General features: G+C 65.1%; 18 protein-coding genes. 7 read left to right on the top strand and 11 right to left on the bottom strand.

Annotated features, from left to right (window positions below):
* Positions 1-73: 73 nt before the first annotated feature.
* Positions 74-475 (top strand): chemotaxis response regulator CheY, encoded by a 402-nt coding sequence (gene cheY / locus Q7V20_RS16660; RefSeq protein ID WP_230178946.1) that lies wholly within the window; start codon positions 74-76, stop codon positions 473-475.
* A gap of 16 nt (positions 476-491) precedes the next feature.
* Positions 492-1,151, top strand: coding sequence for a protein phosphatase CheZ (locus Q7V20_RS16655; RefSeq protein WP_304793651.1), 660 nt, complete (start codon positions 492-494; stop codon positions 1,149-1,151).
* Between the two features lie 30 nt (positions 1,152-1,181).
* Here Q7V20_RS16655 and Q7V20_RS16650 read toward each other — a convergent pair whose 3' ends face one another.
* Positions 1,182-1,952, bottom strand: a complete 771-nt coding sequence (locus Q7V20_RS16650; protein WP_304793647.1) for a LytTR family DNA-binding domain-containing protein — start codon at positions 1,950-1,952, stop codon at positions 1,182-1,184.
* On the bottom strand, positions 1,949-3,037 hold the full coding sequence (locus tag Q7V20_RS16645) for a sensor histidine kinase (protein ID WP_304793644.1): 1,089 nt from the start codon (positions 3,035-3,037) through the stop codon (positions 1,949-1,951). Before Q7V20_RS16645 ends, Q7V20_RS16650 begins: the two co-directional genes overlap by 4 nt.
* Positions 3,038-3,199: 162 nt before the next feature.
* Here Q7V20_RS16645 and argH point away from each other — a divergent pair, with 162 nt between their 5' ends.
* Both argH and Q7V20_RS16635 read left to right on the top strand, forming a co-directional pair.
* Positions 3,200-4,615 carry an argininosuccinate lyase gene (gene argH / locus Q7V20_RS16640; protein ID WP_304793641.1) on the top strand — a complete coding sequence of 472 codons (1,416 nt, stop codon included), beginning with the start codon at positions 3,200-3,202 and terminating at the stop codon, positions 4,613-4,615.
* A 78-nt stretch (positions 4,616-4,693) separates the two neighbouring features.
* Positions 4,694-5,167 carry a hemerythrin domain-containing protein gene (locus Q7V20_RS16635; RefSeq protein WP_304793638.1) on the top strand — a complete coding sequence of 158 codons (474 nt, stop codon included), beginning with the start codon at positions 4,694-4,696 and terminating at the stop codon, positions 5,165-5,167.
* Here Q7V20_RS16635 and dxs read toward each other — a convergent pair.
* The 3 genes from dxs to Q7V20_RS16620 are packed head-to-tail and all read right to left on the bottom strand — an operon-like array spanning position 5,107 to position 8,268.
* On the bottom strand, positions 5,107-7,047 hold the full coding sequence (gene dxs / locus Q7V20_RS16630) for a 1-deoxy-D-xylulose-5-phosphate synthase (RefSeq protein WP_304793636.1): 1,941 nt from the start codon (positions 7,045-7,047) through the stop codon (positions 5,107-5,109). The genes Q7V20_RS16635 and dxs overlap by 61 nt on opposite strands.
* 37 nt (positions 7,048-7,084) lie before the next feature.
* Positions 7,085-8,014 carry a polyprenyl synthetase family protein gene (locus tag Q7V20_RS16625; protein WP_304793633.1) on the bottom strand — a complete coding sequence of 310 codons (930 nt, stop codon included), beginning with the start codon at positions 8,012-8,014 and terminating at the stop codon, positions 7,085-7,087.
* Positions 8,011-8,268 (bottom strand): exodeoxyribonuclease VII small subunit, encoded by a 258-nt coding sequence (locus tag Q7V20_RS16620; RefSeq protein ID WP_304793630.1) that lies wholly within the window; start codon positions 8,266-8,268, stop codon positions 8,011-8,013. The genes Q7V20_RS16625 and Q7V20_RS16620 overlap by 4 nt, the downstream gene beginning before the upstream one ends.
* Before the next feature lie 247 nt (positions 8,269-8,515).
* Here Q7V20_RS16620 and Q7V20_RS16615 point away from each other — a divergent pair, with 247 nt between their 5' ends.
* Both Q7V20_RS16615 and Q7V20_RS16610 read left to right on the top strand, forming a co-directional pair.
* Complete coding sequence (locus Q7V20_RS16615) at positions 8,516-9,643, top strand: aromatic ring-hydroxylating dioxygenase subunit alpha (RefSeq protein ID WP_304793628.1); 1,128 nt, start codon at positions 8,516-8,518, stop codon at positions 9,641-9,643.
* 19 nt (positions 9,644-9,662) lie between these two features.
* Entirely contained in the window at positions 9,663-10,586 is a 924-nt protein-coding gene (locus tag Q7V20_RS16610) for a DMT family transporter (RefSeq protein WP_304793625.1), read from the top strand.
* A gap of 719 nt (positions 10,587-11,305) precedes the next feature.
* Here the strand turns inward: Q7V20_RS16610 and Q7V20_RS16605 are convergent.
* Complete coding sequence (locus Q7V20_RS16605; RefSeq protein ID WP_304793622.1) at positions 11,306-12,292, bottom strand: alpha/beta hydrolase; 987 nt, start codon at positions 12,290-12,292, stop codon at positions 11,306-11,308.
* A 140-nt stretch (positions 12,293-12,432) separates the two neighbouring features.
* Between Q7V20_RS16605 and Q7V20_RS16600 the strand changes: the two genes are divergently transcribed.
* Complete coding sequence (locus Q7V20_RS16600) at positions 12,433-13,044, top strand: TetR/AcrR family transcriptional regulator (RefSeq protein WP_304793619.1); 612 nt, start codon at positions 12,433-12,435, stop codon at positions 13,042-13,044.
* Positions 13,045-13,053: 9 nt separating this feature from the next.
* Here the strand turns inward: Q7V20_RS16600 and Q7V20_RS16595 are convergent, their stop codons facing one another.
* The 5 genes from Q7V20_RS16595 to pyrF (Q7V20_RS16575) all read right to left on the bottom strand — a co-directional run.
* On the bottom strand, positions 13,054-13,947 hold the full coding sequence (locus Q7V20_RS16595; RefSeq protein WP_304793616.1) for a fumarylacetoacetate hydrolase family protein: 894 nt from the start codon (positions 13,945-13,947) through the stop codon (positions 13,054-13,056).
* A 13-nt stretch (positions 13,948-13,960) separates the two neighbouring features.
* Positions 13,961-15,139 carry an ABC transporter permease gene (locus Q7V20_RS16590; RefSeq protein WP_304793613.1) on the bottom strand — a complete coding sequence of 393 codons (1,179 nt, stop codon included), beginning with the start codon at positions 15,137-15,139 and terminating at the stop codon, positions 13,961-13,963.
* Entirely contained in the window at positions 15,129-16,286 is a 1,158-nt protein-coding gene (locus Q7V20_RS16585; RefSeq protein ID WP_304793610.1) for an FtsX-like permease family protein, read from the bottom strand. The genes Q7V20_RS16590 and Q7V20_RS16585 overlap by 11 nt, the downstream gene beginning before the upstream one ends.
* The gene (pyrF, locus tag Q7V20_RS16580) at positions 16,286-17,125 is read right to left on the bottom strand and encodes an orotidine-5'-phosphate decarboxylase (RefSeq protein WP_304793607.1); all 840 of its coding nucleotides are present in this window, start codon (positions 17,123-17,125) and stop codon (positions 16,286-16,288) included. The genes Q7V20_RS16585 and pyrF (Q7V20_RS16580) overlap by 1 nt, the downstream gene beginning before the upstream one ends.
* 12 nt (positions 17,126-17,137) lie before the next feature.
* Positions 17,138-17,706, bottom strand: a 569-nt coding sequence (pyrF, locus tag Q7V20_RS16575; RefSeq protein WP_304793604.1) for an orotidine-5'-phosphate decarboxylase, incomplete at its 5' end; no start/stop codon positions are given.

Here is a 17,706-nt window from a genome sequence, read left to right as displayed (position 1 = left end):
GAACGCCGATAACGGCTGTGAACACCTCGCGGAGGCCGTGCCAGGCCTCTAACGATTGAATCAAGGACGAGCCATGAGCAATCCCTCACCCGACATGAAATTCCTGATCGTTGACGACTTTTCCACGATGCGCCGCATCGTCCGAGGTTTGCTCAAGGAAATTGGCTACAACAACGCCGAAGAAGCCGAAGACGGCGCCGTGGCCTTGAACATGCTCAAGAACGGCAAATACGATTTCGTGGTCAGCGACATCAACATGCCCAACATGAATGGCTTTGACTTGCTCAAGGCCATCAAGGCGGACGACACGCTCAAGCACCTGCCGGTGCTGATGGTCACCGCCGAAGCCCGCAAGGAAGACATCGTGCTGGCGGCCCAGACCGGCGCTGCGGGTTACATCGTGAAGCCCTTCACCAAGGCCACGCTGGAAGAGAAGGTGCAAAAAATCATGCAAAAACTCACGGCCGCGGCCTGAGCAGGGGGAACCGATGATGAAGATGGATGATCTGCCCACGATGGCGGCACCTGCGGCCGCCGCCGCTTCGCCGGAAATTTTTCAGCAACTGGGCACGCTGACACGCCAACTGCACGACACGCTCAACCAGCTGGGTGTGCTGCCGCGCCTGACCGACTCGGTCAACAACCTGCCGGATGCGCGCAGCCGCCTGAGCTACATCGCCACCAAGACGGCGGCCGCTGCCGAAAAGGTCTTGAACCTGGTGGACGAGGCCAAGGCCGACCAGGCCCACATCGTCGCCGAAACCCGCAAGCTGGCCCAGTTGCTCGTGGCTGACCCGGTCAAGGCCGTGGCCAGCGGCGCGGTGATGAATTTCGTGGAAGACGTGGAAACCGTCACGCAACGTGTGGACGGGCACCTGACCGACATCATGATGGCGCAGGACTTCCACGATCTGACCGGTCAGGTCGTCGCCAAGGTGGTCTCCCTGGCCACTGACCTGGAAAAGCAACTGGCGGGCGTGCTGATGCAGGCCGCCCCACCCGAGTTGGCCCACAAGGCCGAAGCGGCTTTGACGCTCAACCAGCACATCGAGCCGTCCCTCAATGGCCCGGTGGTCGATGGCGAAGGCCGCACCGACGTGGTCAACAACCAGGGCGAAGTCGACGACTTGCTGGCCAGCCTGGGCTTCTGAGCCCAAGCTTCACGGGGCGCGCTTGTTCAGTCAGCGCCCCGCCATCACCTCGCGCACCGTGGCCACCTGTCGCCTCGACACGGCCAGCCACTCGCCCGTGGGCCCAACCTGCACCGCCCAGGTCTCGCCGCCCTCCTCGTCATCGGCCCGGCGCTCCAGCGCTTTCATGGCCGACCGCGCCACCAAAGCATTGCGGTGCACGCGCACAAAGCGCTCGCCCAGTTGCGCCTCCAGCTCCGTCAACGATTGATCCAGCACATGGCTGTGCTCGGCCGTGCGCAGGGTCACGTACTTCAGCTCGGCCTTCAGGTAGATGACCTGTGAAGCCGGCACGCGCACCAGGCGGCCCCGGTCCTGCGCCACCAAGGTGGGTTCGTCCGCCAGCTCGGGCACAACCGCCGCCGCAGCTGGCTTTCGCTTGACGCACCGGGCCAGCGCCGCGTTCAAGCGGTCAAGCCGAACCGGCTTGGTCAGGTAATCCAGCGCTTCCAGTTCAAAGGCCTGCAAGGCATGCCCCGCGTGCGCGGTCACGAACACCACGGCGGGCGGGGTGGGCAGCGTGCGCAGCCGTTCGGCCAGGCGCAGGCCATCCGGGCCGGGCATCTGGATGTCCAGCAAGACCAGGTCGATCACCGGGTCAGTGGCGTCATCGTTCGGGCTGAAAACTGCCAAGGCCTGCCGGGCATCACCCGCCTCGGCCACCACCACGTTGGGGCAATCCGACTGCGACAAGAGCGTTTTCAGGCGCAGCCGCGCGAGCGGCTCATCGTCCACGACCATCACGCGCAAAACATCGTTCATCTTGCTTTCACCCCAGGCTTGAGTGGCACGGACACACGCACCACGTAGACCGAAGCATGCTCGGCCGTTTCACCTTTGTGCACCCCGGCGGCAAAACTTGCCTCGACATCGTGCATCAGCCGCAAGCGCTGGCGCACATTGCGCAAGGCGATGCCGTGCCCTGCGGTCAAACCGGCCTGAGGATGCACAGGAATGGAGTTGGTGATGGTCAGCACGGCCTGCCCTCCCTTCACATGCGTGGACACGCGCACCCAGCCGCCATCGGGGTCGGCCTCCACGCCGTGCTTGACGGCGTTTTCCACCAGCGGCTGCAGCATCAGGGCGGGCACCTCGGCCTCGCCTGCCGCGGGGTCCAGTGTCCAGTGCAAGGTCAGGCGCTCGCCAAAACGCAATTGCTCGATGCGCAGGTAGCGCTGTGCCAGGTCGATTTCATCGGTCAGGGATGCGCGCAAATGCGGTGAGGTCAGCGCCTGGCGGAATAACTCGGCCAGGTCTTCCAGCACCGCCTCGGCCCGTGCAGGCTCGATCTGCACCAGCGCGATCGCCGTGTTCAGGGTGTTGAACAAAAAGTGCGGGCGGATGCGCGCCTGCAACTCGGCCAGGCGCGCCTGGGCCTGGGCGGGCAGCTCGCTGTGACCGCGCTGGCGCAACCAGGCCAGGGTCACCGAGGCAAATGCGGCGCCAGTCAGCATGGCCGGGCACACCGTCCACCAACTGCGCTGCACGCCGCCCATCCACCAGTCCAGCATGGAGGACTGCACCTCGCCATACAGGCCAGCCACAGCACCAAGCAGCACCGCGCAGCCCCACTGGCCCAGAGGCGACATGCGTTCCAGCACTGAGCGCCCGGCACAGGCCAGCACCAGCCACAGCAAACTCGCCGGCAAGGCCGTGGCCAGGGCCTGAGACCAGCGCACCAACCAGTCGGCCGGACTGGCCGCCACATGGGCAACCCCCAACGCCAGCACCAGTTGCATGCCCAGCACCACGCGCAGCACCACGCCCACGTGGCACACGTCAAAGGGTGAGCGCGACGCGCTGCGGGTGGGAGCGGTGGGTTGGTCAAAACCGGTGGCCGCCCACATCGTGGGTGCGGCCAGGGTGTCCCCCGATTTCTCCGGTGCTGGAGGCCGGACTGGCGCCTTTGTCGACGCAGTCGCCCGCGACCGAGGTGATCGGTTCGACGTGGGGGGCGTGGGCTCTCTACAATCCATGGTTGGAACATTCTCGCCCAAGCACGCTGCGCCATGAGCACAAATCAACTCGACACCAAGTCCCAGGCCTGGTCGGCCCTCTTTTCAGAGCCGATGAGCGACCTGGTCAAACGCTACACCGCCAGCGTGTTCTTCGACAAACGGCTGTGGCGCGCCGACATCCAGGGCTCGCTCGCGCATGCTGAAATGCTGCACGCCCAGGGCCTGATCTCTGCCGCCGACTGGGCGTCCATCGAAAATGGCATGGCCCAGATCACGCAAGAGATCGAAGCGGGCGGTTTCGATTGGAAGCTCGACCTGGAAGACGTGCACCTGAACATCGAGGCCCGCCTGACCACCCTGGTGGGCGACGCGGGCAAGCGCCTGCACACCGGCCGCTCGCGCAACGACCAGGTCGCCACCGACGTGCGCCTGTGGCTGCGCGGCGAGGTCGACGAGATCGGCGTGCTGCTGACCGAGCTGCAAAAGGCCCTGGTGGCCGTGGCCGAGCAAAACGCCGAGACCATCCTGCCCGGCTTCACCCATTTGCAAGTGGCCCAACCGGTGAGCTTTGGCCACCACCTGCTGGCCTACGTCGAGATGTTCGCCCGTGATGCCGAGCGCCTGATCGACCTGCGCAAACGCATCAACCGCCTGCCGTTGGGCTCGGCCGCACTGGCTGGCACCAGCTACCCGCTGGACCGCGAACGCGTGGCCCGAAGCCTGGGCATGGTGGACGAGGCCGGCCAGCCCGCCGTCACGCAGAACAGCCTGGACGCCGTCAGCGACCGCGACTTCGCCATCGAATTCACCGCCGCCGCCTCACTGGTCATGGTCCACATCTCGCGTTTCAGCGAAGAGCTGATCTTGTGGATGAGCCAATCGTTCGGCTTCATCGACCTGGCGGATCGCTTCTGCACCGGCTCGTCGATCATGCCGCAGAAGAAAAACCCCGACGTGCCCGAACTGGCGCGCGGCAAGACCGGCCGAGTGGTCGGCCACCTGATGGGCCTGATCACCCTGATGAAGGGCCAGCCCCTGGCCTACAACAAGGACAACCAGGAAGACAAGGAGCCCTTGTTCGACACGGTCGACACCTTGAAGGACACGCTGCGCATCTTCGCGGAAATGGCCGGTGGCATCACCGTCAAGCCCGAGGCGATGGAGCGCGCGGCCAAAAAGGGGTATGCCACCGCCACCGACCTGGCCGACTACCTGGTCAAGAAGGGCCTGCCTTTCCGCGATGCGCACGAAGTGGTGGCGCACGCGGTGAAAGATGCCATTGCCGCTGGCGTGGACCTGTCGGAGTTGCCGCTGGACAAGCTCAAGGACTACAACCCCGCCATCGAGCACGATGTGTTCGAGGTGCTGTCGCTGCGCGGATCGCTCAATGCGCGCAATCTGCTGGGAGGCACGGCGCCTGAGCAAGTGCGTGCGCAAGTGGCACGGCACCGCAGGCGCCTGGCCTGACATTGCGCCAGGTCAAGGTCGGTTTGGGGGTGAGCCGATAGCCTCGCGGGCATCGTTGTTTGGATGAACCCGCGCACCATGGTCGCCACCCTTGTCTGGTCTGAAGCCTTGTCCCTGTCCATGCCCGCCATGGACGACACCCATCGGGAATTCGTGGATTTGCTGGCGGCCGTCCAGCAGGCCCCCGAAGCACAAGTGGTGGAGGCCTGGCAGGCCCTGCTGGCCCACACCGAGGATCACTTTGGCCGCGAAGACCGCTGGATGCTGGCCACGGGCTTTGCCCCTGGAAACTGCCACGCCACTCAACACGCCGTGGTGCTTCAGGTGATGCGGGAAGGCATGGCACGAGGACAACAAGGCGAGCTGGAGCCCATCCGCCAGATTGCGCACGAGCTGGCTCTGTGGTTCCCCCACCATGCCCAGAGCATGGATGCGGGCCTGGCCTTGCACCTTAAAAGCATGGGCCACGACCCCGTGACCGGTGAGTTGCCTTATCCGCGCAATGCGGTCACGTTGGACGCATCCGCCGCTGCCAGCGCCCCCACCACCTGAGGCAGGCGCTGGCGCACTGTTTTCTCGATGCCCGCTGCATCCAGCCCACACATCGACATCAGCTTGACCGGGTCCCCATGCTCGACGAACTCGTCGGGCAAGCCCAGGATCACCAGTGGCTTGACCACGCCCGCATGGCTCAGGGCTTCGGCCACAGCCGATCCGGCGCCGCCCTGCACACAGCCTTCTTCCACGGTGACAAAGGCATCGTGGGTGCGGGCCAGCTCCAGCAGCAACTCGGTGTCCAGCGGCTTGACGAAACGCATGTTGGCCACCGTCGCGTCCAGGCCTTCTGCGGCTTTCAACGCCGGGTAGAGCAAGGTGCCAAAGGCCAGGATGGCGACGCGCTGGCCTTCGGGCGCGGCGCTGGTGCGACGCACCTCACCCTTGCCCCAGGGCATGGGCTTCAAGTCGGTCGACACGGCCACGCCAGCCCCCGCACCACGTGGATAGCGCACGCACACCGGGTGCTGCTGCGCAAAGGCCGCGCTCAGCGCCTGGCGGCATTCGTTTTCGTCGGCCGGCGTCAGCATGCTCATGTTGGGAATGCAGCGCACGAAGGCGATGTCGAAAGCGCCCATGTGCGTGGCGCCATCGGCCCCGACAATGCCCGCGCGGTCCAGCGCGAACACCACGGGCAGATTCTGGATGGCCACATCGTGGATCAACTGGTCGTAGCCGCGCTGCAGGAAGGTCGAATAGATGGCAACCACAGGCTTGAGGCCTTCACAGGCCATGCCGGCCGCGAAGGTCACGGCGTGCTGCTCGGCGATGCCCACGTCGAAATAGCGGCCTGGGTACTTCTGGTGGAACTCAACCATGCCCGAGCCTTCGCGCATGGCGGGCGTGATGCCCACCAGGCGAGTGTCGTGCGCGGCCATGTCGCACAGCCACTGGCCGAAGACCTGCGTGAAGGTGGGCTTGGGCGGCTCGCTTGAGGCAGCAGCCTTGACCAGGCCCACGGCCGGGTCGAACTTGCCAGGGCCGTGGTACGCGATCGGATCGGCCTCGGCCAGCTTGTAGCCATAACCCTTCTTGGTGACCACGTGCAGGAACTGCGGGCCGCTCAGGTCGCGCAGGTTCTCCAGCGTGGGGATCAGCGAATCAAGGTCGTGGCCATCGATGGGGCCGACGTAGTTGAAGCCGAACTCTTCAAAGATGGTGGCGGGCACGACCATGCCCTTGGCGTGCTCTTCCAGCTTCTTGACCAGCTCGAACAAGGGCGGCGCGTTGCGCAGCACCTGCTTGGCACCTTCGCGCGCGGCCGAGTAAAACCGGCCCGACATCAAACGCGCCAGATAGCGATTCAAAGCGCCCACCGGTGGTGAGATCGACATGTCGTTGTCGTTCAGCACCACCAGCACGTCGGCTGCGCGGCCGTTGTGGGGCACACCAGCGTTGTTCAGGGCCTCGAAAGCCATGCCGGCCGTCATGGCGCCATCGCCGATGATGGCCACGGCCTTGCGCGCTTCGCCACGCAATTGCGCGCCAAGGGCCATGCCCAGCGCGGCCGAGATGGAGGTGGACGAGTGCGCCGTGCCAAAGGTGTCGTACTCGCTTTCGTCGCGGCGAGGGAAGCCGCTCATGCCCCCCATCTGGCGCAAGGTGGGCATGCGGTCGCGGCGCCCCGTCAGGATCTTGTGCGGGTAGGTTTGGTGGCCCACGTCCCACACCAGCCGGTCATTGGGCGTGTTGAACACGTAGTGCAAGGCGATCGTCAATTCCACCGTGCCCAGATTGGACGACAGGTGGCCCCCCGTGCGCGACACGCTTTGCAGCAGGTATTCGCGCAACTCGCCCGCCAGTTGTTTGAGCTCAAGGCGAGACAGGCGCCTGACATCGGCGGGTGTCTCGATCCTGGACAGCAGGGTTGAGGTCATGGTGGGCTTCCTTGGGGAATGGTTTGTTGTTGTCGGATCAATGGTCGCGGTGCACGATGCGATCGGCCAGGGCGGCCAGGGCCTGGGTGCGTTCAGGCAACAGGCCGCTGCCCAGCAGGGCATCCTGAGCCTGTCGGAGCAAGTGGTCAACCTCTGCCCGTGCCTGGGTCAGGCCCAACAGGCTCACGTAGGTGGGTTTGTTGGCATCGGCATCCTTGCCGGCAGTCTTGCCCAAGGTGTCGGAGGGCTGCGTGGCATCCAGGATGTCATCCACCACCTGGAATGCCAGGCCCATGGCGTCGCCATAGCGGCTGAACGCCTCCCAGATGGGGCCGGATTCGTCGATGCCCGCGCTGGCCGCGCCCATTTGCACACTGGCGCGCAGCAAGGCGCCCGTCTTGCGGTGGTGCATGTCGCGCAAGGCGGTCTCATCCAGAGCCATGCCAATGCTGGCCAGGTCGATGGCCTGACCGCCGGCCATGCCCGATTGTCCGGCCGAGCGCGCCAACAGGCGGCACAAGCGGGCCTGAATGGGTGCACGCATCACCAGATCGTCCGGACAAGCATCTGGCGTCAGCACTTCAAAGGCCAGGGCCTGCAGGGCATCGCCCGCCAACATGGCCCGGGCTTCACCAAACTGCACGTGAACCGTGGGCTTGCCCCGGCGCAGCACGTCGTTGTCCATGCAGGGCATGTCGTCGTGGACCAGGGAATAGGCGTGGATCAATTCAACGGCGCAGGCGGCGCGCAAGGCAGCATCCTGGCCAGCAGGGGTCTGCTCGGCCCCGGCGGCTTGCGCGGCGGCCATCACCAACAACGCCCGCAGGCGTTTGCCGCCATCCAGCACGCCATAGCGCATCGCCTCGCCCAGCCCGGCGGGCGCTTCCAGCGGCACCCATTCGTCGAGCGCCGATTCGACACGGGCCAGCACCTGGGCTGACCAGTCAGCGTAGGCCTGGGGGTTCATGCGGCGTCCCAGGGTTTGAGTTGGCCGTCTTCCAGCAACTTGACCTGGGCCTCGACCGCTTCCAGCCGCGCGCGGCAGAACTGCAGCAGCTGGGCGCCACGCCGGTAGCTGGACAGCAGGCCGTCCAGGGGCAATTGGCCAGACTCCATCTGGCTCACCAGGTGTTCCAGTTCCGACTGAGCCTCCTCGTAAGTGGACGGCAAGGGCAGCTCTTGGGAGGGATCGGCAGCAGCAGGAACGGGGGTTTTGGCCATGGTGTCGCCCGGGCAAGCCCGGCGTGAGGGCAAACGCGTATTCTATTTCGCCTGAAGGGCCAAAACCAGAGCCTTGAACCCCCTGTGAAGTTCAGTTCAGCCCCCGGTCTGGGTGGTCTGTTGGCCTTGCAGAACCCTGCCATCCGCCCGGCGGGTACAATTTCGGGTTTTCCCGTCATGAATCGGGGTGGTCCTCGGCTGCGGCCGAGGTTTTGGTTGACATAGGTTTTTGGAGAACCTGGGGATCATGTCCGACCTGAGTCCTGCGCTCAATGCTCTCGCCCGCAGCCGCACGCAGCTGCCTGTTTCCAGCTACTTCGATGAAGTACTTTATCAGCGGGAGCTCGAACGCATCTTTCAGTCCGGTCCTCGCTACCTGGGGCACGCCCTGTCGGTGCCCGAGGTCGGCGATTACTACGCGTTGCCTCAAGAGAGCGAAGGCCGCGTGCTCGTGCGCACTGAAAAAGGCGTTGAGCTGATCTCCAACGTCTGCCGCCACCGCCAGGCCATCATGCTGCGGGGGCGTGGCAACAGCCGCCACAACGTGGTCTGCCCCCTGCACCGCTGGACTTACGACCTGCACGGCCAGCTCATTGGCGCCCCCCATTTCGACCACGATCCCTGCCTGAACCTGAACAACTACAAGGTTCGCGACTGGAACGGCCTGATCTTTGAAGACAACGGCCGCGACGTGGCCACCGACCTGGCCGGCATGTCACCTCGCTTCGCCCCTGGCGGCGACCTGGACTTCACCGGCTTCGTGCTCGACAAGGTCGAACTGCACGAGTGCAACTACAACTGGAAGACCTTCATCGAGGTCTACCTCGAGGACTACCACGTCGGCCCCTTCCACCCTGGGCTGGGCAACTTCGTCACTTGCGACGACCTGAGCTGGGACATGGCGCGCGAGTACTCGGTGCAGACCGTGGGCGTGGCCAAGAACTTTGACCGCCCAGGCTCGGCCACCTACAAGAAGTGGCACGACGTGGTCATGAAGCACGGCAACGGCGAAAAGCCCACGCAAGGCGCGGTCTGGCTGACCTACTACCCCACGATGATGGTGGAGTGGTACCCGCACGTGCTGGTGGTCTCGAACATGTACCCGCAAGGGCCACAGAAAACCCTCACCGTGGTCGAGTTCTACTACCCCGAAGAGATCGTCGCCTTCGAGCGCGATTTCGTTGAAGCGCACCAGGCCGCCTACATGGAGACCTGCGTGGAGGACGACGAGATCGCCGAACGCATGGACGCCGGCCGCAAGGCCCTGATGCTGCGCGGCGACAACGAAGTCGGCCCGTATCAAAGCCCGATGGAAGACGGCATGCAGCACTTCCACGAGTGGTATCGGCGCACCATGGATTTCCGCGACGAGTGATGAAGAAGCGCGCCGCCCCGTGAACGCCCTCGTCAAGGTGGCCTCGCGTCAATCCGCTGCCGGCTTGATGGTGATCGCCACCTTGCTGTTCGCGGCGATGGGGGTGTGCGTGAAGAAGGCCTCGCTCGAGGTCGGCACCGGCGAGGTTGTTTTCTTTCGCGGCTTGGTGGGCGCGGTGATGATGGGCCTGCTGGCCTGGAGCCGCCAACTGTCTCTGGCGACCAAGGTACCGCAACTGCACCTGTGGCGTGGCTTTGCCGGGGTCACGGCCCTGAGCCTGTGGTTCTACGCCATCGGCCACATGCCCCTGGCCACGGCCGTCACGCTGAACTACATGTCATCGGTCTGGATGGCGGTGTTTCTGGGCATCGGGGTCCTTTGGAAGCGTTGGCGTGGCCAGCCCGGCAAGGGCATCCCGCCCTCCCTGCTGACCGCTGTGGCCGTGGGCTTCGCAGGCGTGGCGCTGGTGCTGCGCCCCACCCTGCAGCGCGATCAATGGCTGGACGGCCTGATTGGCGTGGCCTCGGGCATGCTGGCAGCCTGGGCTTACCTGCAGGTGGCCAGCCTGGGCCGCGCAGGCGAGCCCGAACACCGCGTGGTGTTTTACTTCTCGGTGTTTGGCGCCGTGTCGGGCCTGCTCATCGGCGGAGCCACGGTTGGCATGGGGCAGGTGGCGTGGCACCAGCCCAGCGCCATGGGTTGGGTCTGGCTGCTGGGCGTGGGCACCTTTGCCACGCTGGCCCAATTGGCCATGACCCGGGCCTATGCGCGCGGCCAGGCTTTGGTCATGGCCAGTTTGCAGTACCTGGGCATTGCGCATGCCTTCGTGTTGGGGGTGTGGATCTTTGATGATCCGGTGAATCCGCTGTCGCTGGTGGGCATGGCTTTGATCGTGCTGGCGGGCATCGCGGCCACACGGTCAAGTTCGGTGATCAAGGACTGAAGATGTGCGCTGGTACGTGATGCGTGTGCGTGCATCGCCAGTTTGGACGCTCCGAGGTGAGCGCTTTGTCGTGACAGTGCGAGGCGCGGGCTGGGGAGGTCTCCGGCCGGGCTTCAGCTTGGTGGTCCCGCTGCGCGGGACTGCCTTCGATGCTCGCGCCGAGGTGGTGCCGTGGAACTCACTTCGCGGACCTTGTCCGCTGCGTTCAAACAACCACGGCAGGTCAGATGTTGATGCGCGCTGCGCGCGCCCACCTCGGCGCTGTGCGTCTCAGCACCAAGCCAGGCGCCCCGCCGGAGACCGCCCCAGCCCTTTGTTCGCCCCGCTGGTGGCACGCCACGGCTGCAGTGTGTGGCTGACCAACAGCCGCATCAACGAGCACCATCCACACAACCGCGGCAAACGCTACCCGTTGCCACGCCACCGCCCCCAAACCGTGCCACGCCACCAGCGGGGCGATCAGGGATGAGTCGGAGGCGGGCGAGGCGACTTCGGGGGCGGCGAGGCGCGCAGGCTGCGGCGGGTTGCCCCTCGCGCAGCGAGGGGTCGGCGAGGACTGTTTGAGCTGGCCAACGGCCAGCGAGTTCCGCAGCCGCCCGCCGTGGCCGAGCACCGAGCGCAGTCCGCCGCTACGCGGTGGACCGCCACCATAGGAGCCCCGCCCGCGTCCGCCTCATCCCCCGCCCCGCGCTGCCAGAACAAAGCAAACTCAACCCAGCCTAACGCGCCAGGTTCTTCAGGAAAAACGCCACCTGCCGACTGACCACCTGCTCAAACAGCGGCTGGGTATAAGGCGAAAAGTGATCCGCGCCTTTCAGCTCCAGGTACTCACCCTGCGGCAATTCCTTGACCATCTCGCGCACGCCCTTGACGGGGATCAGGCCGTCGTTCTCGGCCGCCACCACCAGAACCGGCGCCGAAATGTGCTCGGCACTGGACGCCGGCTTGTAAAAAGGCAAGGTCATCAGGATGCGCGCAGCCACCTTGTTCTCGCTGGCCATCTGGTCGGCAGGCACCAGCGTCTGGTAACCCTTGACGCATTCGGGGCAAACCAGCGCCGCGAAACCATCCTGGGCCACGATGGGAATGTAGATGGGTTCATCCTTGTCGCCACGCAACAGGTCGCGCAGGCCATCCCAAGCGGCGCGAGGCTGGTATTTCAGCGGGTAAGTCAGCGCGCTTTGCAAGCCATTGACGAAAGGCACTTGCGAGCTGACCGCCTTGACCACGCCACGGCTTTGCGACGCCGCCACCAACACGTGCCCGCCGCTGAATGAAGAGCCCCACAGGCCTAAGCGGCTGCCATCGACATCGCCCCGCAGGCGCACCGACTCGATCGCCGACAACCAGTCCTTGACGTGCGCTTCGCCATCGACCACGCGACGCGGCTGGCCGCCACTCTTGCCAAAGCCGCGGTAGTCGAAGCGCACAACCGCGAAGCCAGCCTTCACGAAACGCTCCGCATAGGGCTGCAAGCCCCAATCCTTCAAACCGCCGAAGCCATGGGCCATCACGATGACGGGTGGTTTGTTCACGCCTTTGGGCAGCCACAGTTCAGCATCACAGGTCGCCGTCTGGCAGGCAAAGCCGGCGTTGACGACGGTGTAAGGTGCAGGCGCCGCGGCCTGGGCTTGGGGCCCGAACGCCAGGGCAACCACAGCGGCCCCTAACAAAGAGTGGCGCCAGCGCTTGAAGATGGACTGCATGGTGGAGGTCTCCTCGGTACAAACCGTTTGAATCATCGTTGTCAGAACTGCTTTTTTTTCACCAACTGGTACCCATTGGTACCAATTAGCCGCGAACCATAACAAACGCTCGGCGGTACTGTCAAGTACCATTGGCGACAATGCGCCCCTCATCCTCGCCCGAACCGGTTGACCACCGCGCGCGCCTCATCGACGCCCTGGCCGCCACGCTGGCCCACCAGCCCTACGCCGACACGACGATCGCGGATGTGGTCGCGCGGGCGCATGTCTCCAAGCGCACCTTCTACGAGCAGTTCGCCAGCAAGGACGAGTGCCTGGTCGCGCTGTGCGAAACCCTGAGCCAGCGCACCTTGGGCCTCATCGCCGAGGGCTTCGACCCTGGCGCCGACTGGGTCGAGCAACTGGGCCACGTCACCCGTGCCTACCTGGCAAGCCTGCAATCCCAGCCAGCGCTGATCCGCACACTCTTCATCGAACTGCTGGGCATCGGGCCCGTCGGCCTGGCCACGCGGCGCCACATTCAGAAAGGCTTTGCCGATTTCCTGCAGATGCAGGTGGAACTGTCGCGGGCGAAGGAGCCAGGCAAGCGCCCCTTGTCGCCCGACATGGCCATGGCCCTGGTGGGCGGCATCAATGAACTGATCCTGCACGCCATCGAACAGGACCGGGTTCATCAGCTCACCGAGCTGGCACCCACCGTCATCGCCTTCGTGCAGGCGGTGCTCACGTCGCTGAACCCGCAGCCAGACTGACCAAGCCGGTCAGCCCATGTCGGCAGCGCACAGGGCTTCGATGGCGCCCAACTGCTCGATCTCAATGCGAACGCGGTCGCCCGGCCGCAGGAATTGGGGCGGCGTCATGCCCGCGCCCACGCCACTGCAGGTGCCCGTGTAGATCACGTCGCCGGGCTCCAGGGTCATGGCCTGGCTCAGCACCGAGATCTGGTCCCAGATCTTGAAGATCATCAGGCTCGTGTTGCTGCTCTGGCGCTCTTGGCCATTGACCAGGCCGCGCAGGTTCAAGCTGTGCGGATCGGGCACTTCGTCGGCCGTGGTGATCCAGGGGCCAAAGGGCGCATGCGTGTCGAAGCCCTTGCCCAAGGTCCATTGCGAGGTGCGCTTCTGCCAGTCGCGCACCGACACGTCGTTGCCCACGCAATAGCCGAAGACGTGGGCCGAAGCCTGCTCCGGCGTGACGCGCTTGCAGCGCCGCCCGATGACGACGACCAGCTCGGCCTCGTAGTCGGTCATGGTGGACACCGATTCAGGCGGCAGCACGATGGGGTCGAACGGTCCATTGACCGCGGTGGTCGCCTTGCTGAACCACACCTGGTGCTCGGGCGCCGTGCGCACCTCGCCGATGATCTTCTCGTTGATGTGGTCCAGGTAGTTCAAGCCGATGCCCAGCACCTTGCCTGGCCGGGGCACCGGGGCATGCAGCCGCAGCACATCGCGGCGCAGCTTGTGCTCAGGGTCGGGCAGATCGAGCAGGCCTTGCAATGCCGGTTTGACACTGTCCCACCGAGCGATCAGGTCCAGCATGGCGTCGTGGGGCCGCAGCAGTTGCGGCAAGGCGCGCTGAACAGGCAGCACCCATTCTTCGTGGACCAGGCCCACCTCGGGCTGGTCTGCGGTTTGAAACGTGCACAGTTGCATAAAGGTCCTTGGGTCAAGTCGCGCGCAGGCCATCCACGATCTGCAGGCGTGCTGCCCGCCACGCGGGGATGAAGCCGCCGAGCAGCCCCATCACCAGGGAGAACAGCATGGACTGCAGGGCAATCATCGGCGTCAGTCTGAACTGAAACGCCAGCTCTGAAAAGGTCTTGAAGTTGACAGTGGAGATGTTCACCGCCTGCATCAGCGAGGCCGCCATCAAGCCCATCACGCCGCCCACCAGGGACAGCAGCAAGGACTCGGCCAGAAAACTCAGCAACACCGTGTTGCGCCGAAAACCCAGGGCGCGCAGGGTGCCGATCTCGCCCACGCGCGAGGCCACAGTGGCGAACATGGTGATCATGGCGCCCACGATGGCCCCGATCGAAAAGATGATCGACAACGACAGGCCCAGCACGCGGATGAAGGTGGCCAGCATCTCGGATTGCTCGGCGTAGAACTGCACCTCGGGCTTGGCCTCCAGGGTCAGGCGCGGGTCGTCTTCCAGGCTGGCGCGCACCTTCTCGAAGGTGGCGGGATCATTGAGCCGGAAGATCACGCTGGAATAGTTGATGCGGCGAAAGGCCTGCATCATCTGCTCGGAGTCGCCCCAGATTTCGGAGTCGAAACCGCTGCGGCTGGCATCGAAAATGCCCACCACCAACCACTCGCGCCCGGCGAACTTCAGGCTCTCGCCCAGGCCCGCCCCCACGAAACCACGCGCCACCGACTGGCCGGCCACGATCTCGCTGGTGCCGGGCCTGAACATGCGGCCCTTGATGAAGCTGACTTGCGGGCGCAGGGCCAGCCCCACGGCCGAGGTACCGCGCACGGTGATGTTGCTGGGCTTGAGCGAGCCCCGCTTGGGCAAGGTGTTCAGCACCACCGGCTCGCGCGAGACCAGCTTGCCGCCCTGCGCGCTGGCCGCCAGGCCCGGCAACGATTCGATGATGGCGGCCTGCCCCCGCGAAATGCTCGAGTTGATCTCGGCCCCTGCCCCCTTGCGCAGCACCATCACGTTGTCGGGGCGGCCGGTGGCCACCAGCGTGGCGCGGATGCCCTCGCCCATCATCAGCACAGTGGCGAACACATACACCACCAAGGCCATGCCCCCGGCCGTGAGCAAGGTGGTGACCCGCCGCACCCAAAGGTTGCGCCCGATGTAGGACCAGGGCAGCAAGTTACTACGCCACATGGCGCAGCCCCTGCACGATGTCGATGCGGGACATCTTCCACGCGGGCCAGGCGGCCGCCACCACGCCCACCACCACACAGGCCAGGAACTGCAGGCCCACCGTGGTGCCCGACACCTCGAACACCGGGAACAAGGTGCCCACCGTGCCCGCAAAGGCCTTGGCCAGCGGGAAGGTCAGCGCAATGGCCATGCCACCACCCAACAAGGCGATCAGCAGGCTTTCGCCCAGCAGCAGTTTGCTGATGAAGGCCGGCGTGAAGCCCAGCACCTTCAGCGTGGCGTACTCGGCCAGGCGCTCGCGCGCGGTCATGGTCATCGTGTTGGCCATCACCGCCATGATGATCACGACGATGATGAAGCTCACCGCCTCCACCGCCAGCAAGATCGATTCGCTCATCGACACGAAGCCGAGCTGAAAGGCTTTTTCGGTCTCGCTCAAGGTCTCGGCCAGCGAGTTCTTGAACAGCGCATCAATGCGCTGCGCCACTTCGGGCGCCTGGCTCGCGTCGTGCAGGCCCACCATGTACACGCCCACGAAATCGGCGTTGCGGCCAGCCCGCGCGCGGATGCTTTCGGCCAGGCGCTTCCAGTGGAACAGCAACTGCTGCTCGTCGGTCTTGTCATCGATGCCGTCGTAGATGCCGCGGATGGTGAAGCGCCAATTGCCCGGGTAGATGGTGCCGCGCAAGGCGATGGTGTCGCCCAGCTTCCAGCCGTGCTTGTGCGCCAGCTTGCGGCCCACGATGCAGCCCTGGCGGTCGCGGAAGAAGGCCTGCTTGTCATCCTCGCTCAGCACGAACTCGGGGTAGAGCGCCAGGTAGCTGGGCGGGTCCACCGCGAACTGCGCGAAGAAATTGCGCTCGGTGATGTAGACCCCGCCAAACCAGTTGGCCCAGGACACCCCTTTCACGCCCTCCACCGCCTTGATGCGGTCGGCGTAGTACAGCGGCAACGGAAAGGTGAGCGAGATGGAACTGCGCGTGACCAGCCTGGCGCTTGAGGATGCATCCACCCCCGCATACCAGGCATCGACGATGGTGCGCAACAGGCCGAAGGCACTGATGGCCACCACCAGCCCCACCATCGTCAAGGCAGTGCGCAAGCGATGCCTGAAAGCATTCTTGAGCAGCAGCCTGAAGATGAACATCAGCGTGCGGCGTTCAGCGCCCGCCTGGTGTCCTGCGCCACACGCCGCGCCGCGCTGGCGAAGTCATCGCCCGCGCTGGCATAAAGCACCGCCCTTGAACTGTTGACGATGATGGCGCCCGTCACCGTGCCATCGGCGGCCACGCGCTGCCCGGCCTTCACCGTGGCCGCCGCATCACCGCCTTGCGCGCCCACACCAGGGATCAGCAAAGGCAGGGTCGGCGCCAGTTCGCGCACGCGGGCAATCTCTTCAGGGAAGGTGGCGCCCACCACCAGGCAGACCTGGCCATTGGTGTTCCACGGCCCTTGCGCCAACCCAGCCAGGTGTTCGTACAAACGCGGCTGGCCCGGCACATCGGCCAGACGCTGGTTCTGCAGATCAGAGCCACCAGGGTTGGACGTGCGGCACAGCAGGATCACGCCCTTGCCCGGATAGCGCAGGTAGGGCTCGACCGAATCGAAGCCCATGAAGGGCGACAGGGTGACGGCATCGGCCTGGTAGCGGTCGAAAGCCTCGCGGGCGTACTGCTCGGCGGTGCTGCCGATGTCGCCACGCTTGGCGTCCAGGATGATGGGCACCTGCGGCGCCACGCGCTTGATGTGCGCCATCAGGCGCTCCAGCTGGTCTTCGGCCCGGTGCGCGGCAAAGTACGCGATCTGCGGCTTGAAGGCGCAGACCAGGTCCTTCGTGGCATCGACGATGGCCGCGCAAAAATCGTAGATGCGCGCGGGCTGATCCTTCCAGGCGCCCGGGAAGCGCGAAGGCTCCGGGTCCAAACCCACGCAGAGCATGGAGTCGTGGTGGCGCTGGGCGTGCTGGAGCTGGTCGGTGAAGTTCATGCGTTGAACCGCTCAGACGCGCTTGGCCAGCTCAATCGCCTTGCCAATGTAGTTGCCCGGCGTCATGTCCAGCAAACGCTGCTTGTCGGCCTCTGGGATCTCCAGCGTCTGCACGAACTGCTGGATGGCTTCGCGCGTGATGGTCTTGCCGCGCGTCAGCTCCTTCAGGCGCTCATACGGGTTGGGCAAGGCATAGCGGCGCATCACCGTCTGAATGGGCTCGGCCAGCACTTCCCAGGCGCTGTCCAGGTCATCGGCCAGGCGCTGGTTCTGCAGATCAGACCCGCCCGGGTTGGAGGTGCGGCACAGCAGGATCACGCCCTTGACCGGATAGCGCAGGTAAGGCTCGACCGAATCAAAACCCATGAAGGGCGACAGGGTGACGGCATCGGCCTGGTAGCGCTCGAAAGCCTCGCGGGCGTACTGCTCGGCGGTGCTGCCGATGTCACCACGTTTGGCGTCCAGGATGATCGGCACCTGCGGCGCGACGCGCTTGATGTGCGCCATCAGGCGCTCCAGCTGATCCTCGGCACGGTGCGCGGCGAAGTACGCGATCTGTGGCTTGAAGGCGCAGACCAGGT

Source organism: Aquabacterium sp., assembly GCF_030652515.1.
Taxonomy (GTDB): Bacteria; Pseudomonadota; Gammaproteobacteria; order Burkholderiales; family Burkholderiaceae_C; genus Aquabacterium.
This window is presented reverse-complemented; position numbering and strand designations above follow the sequence as displayed.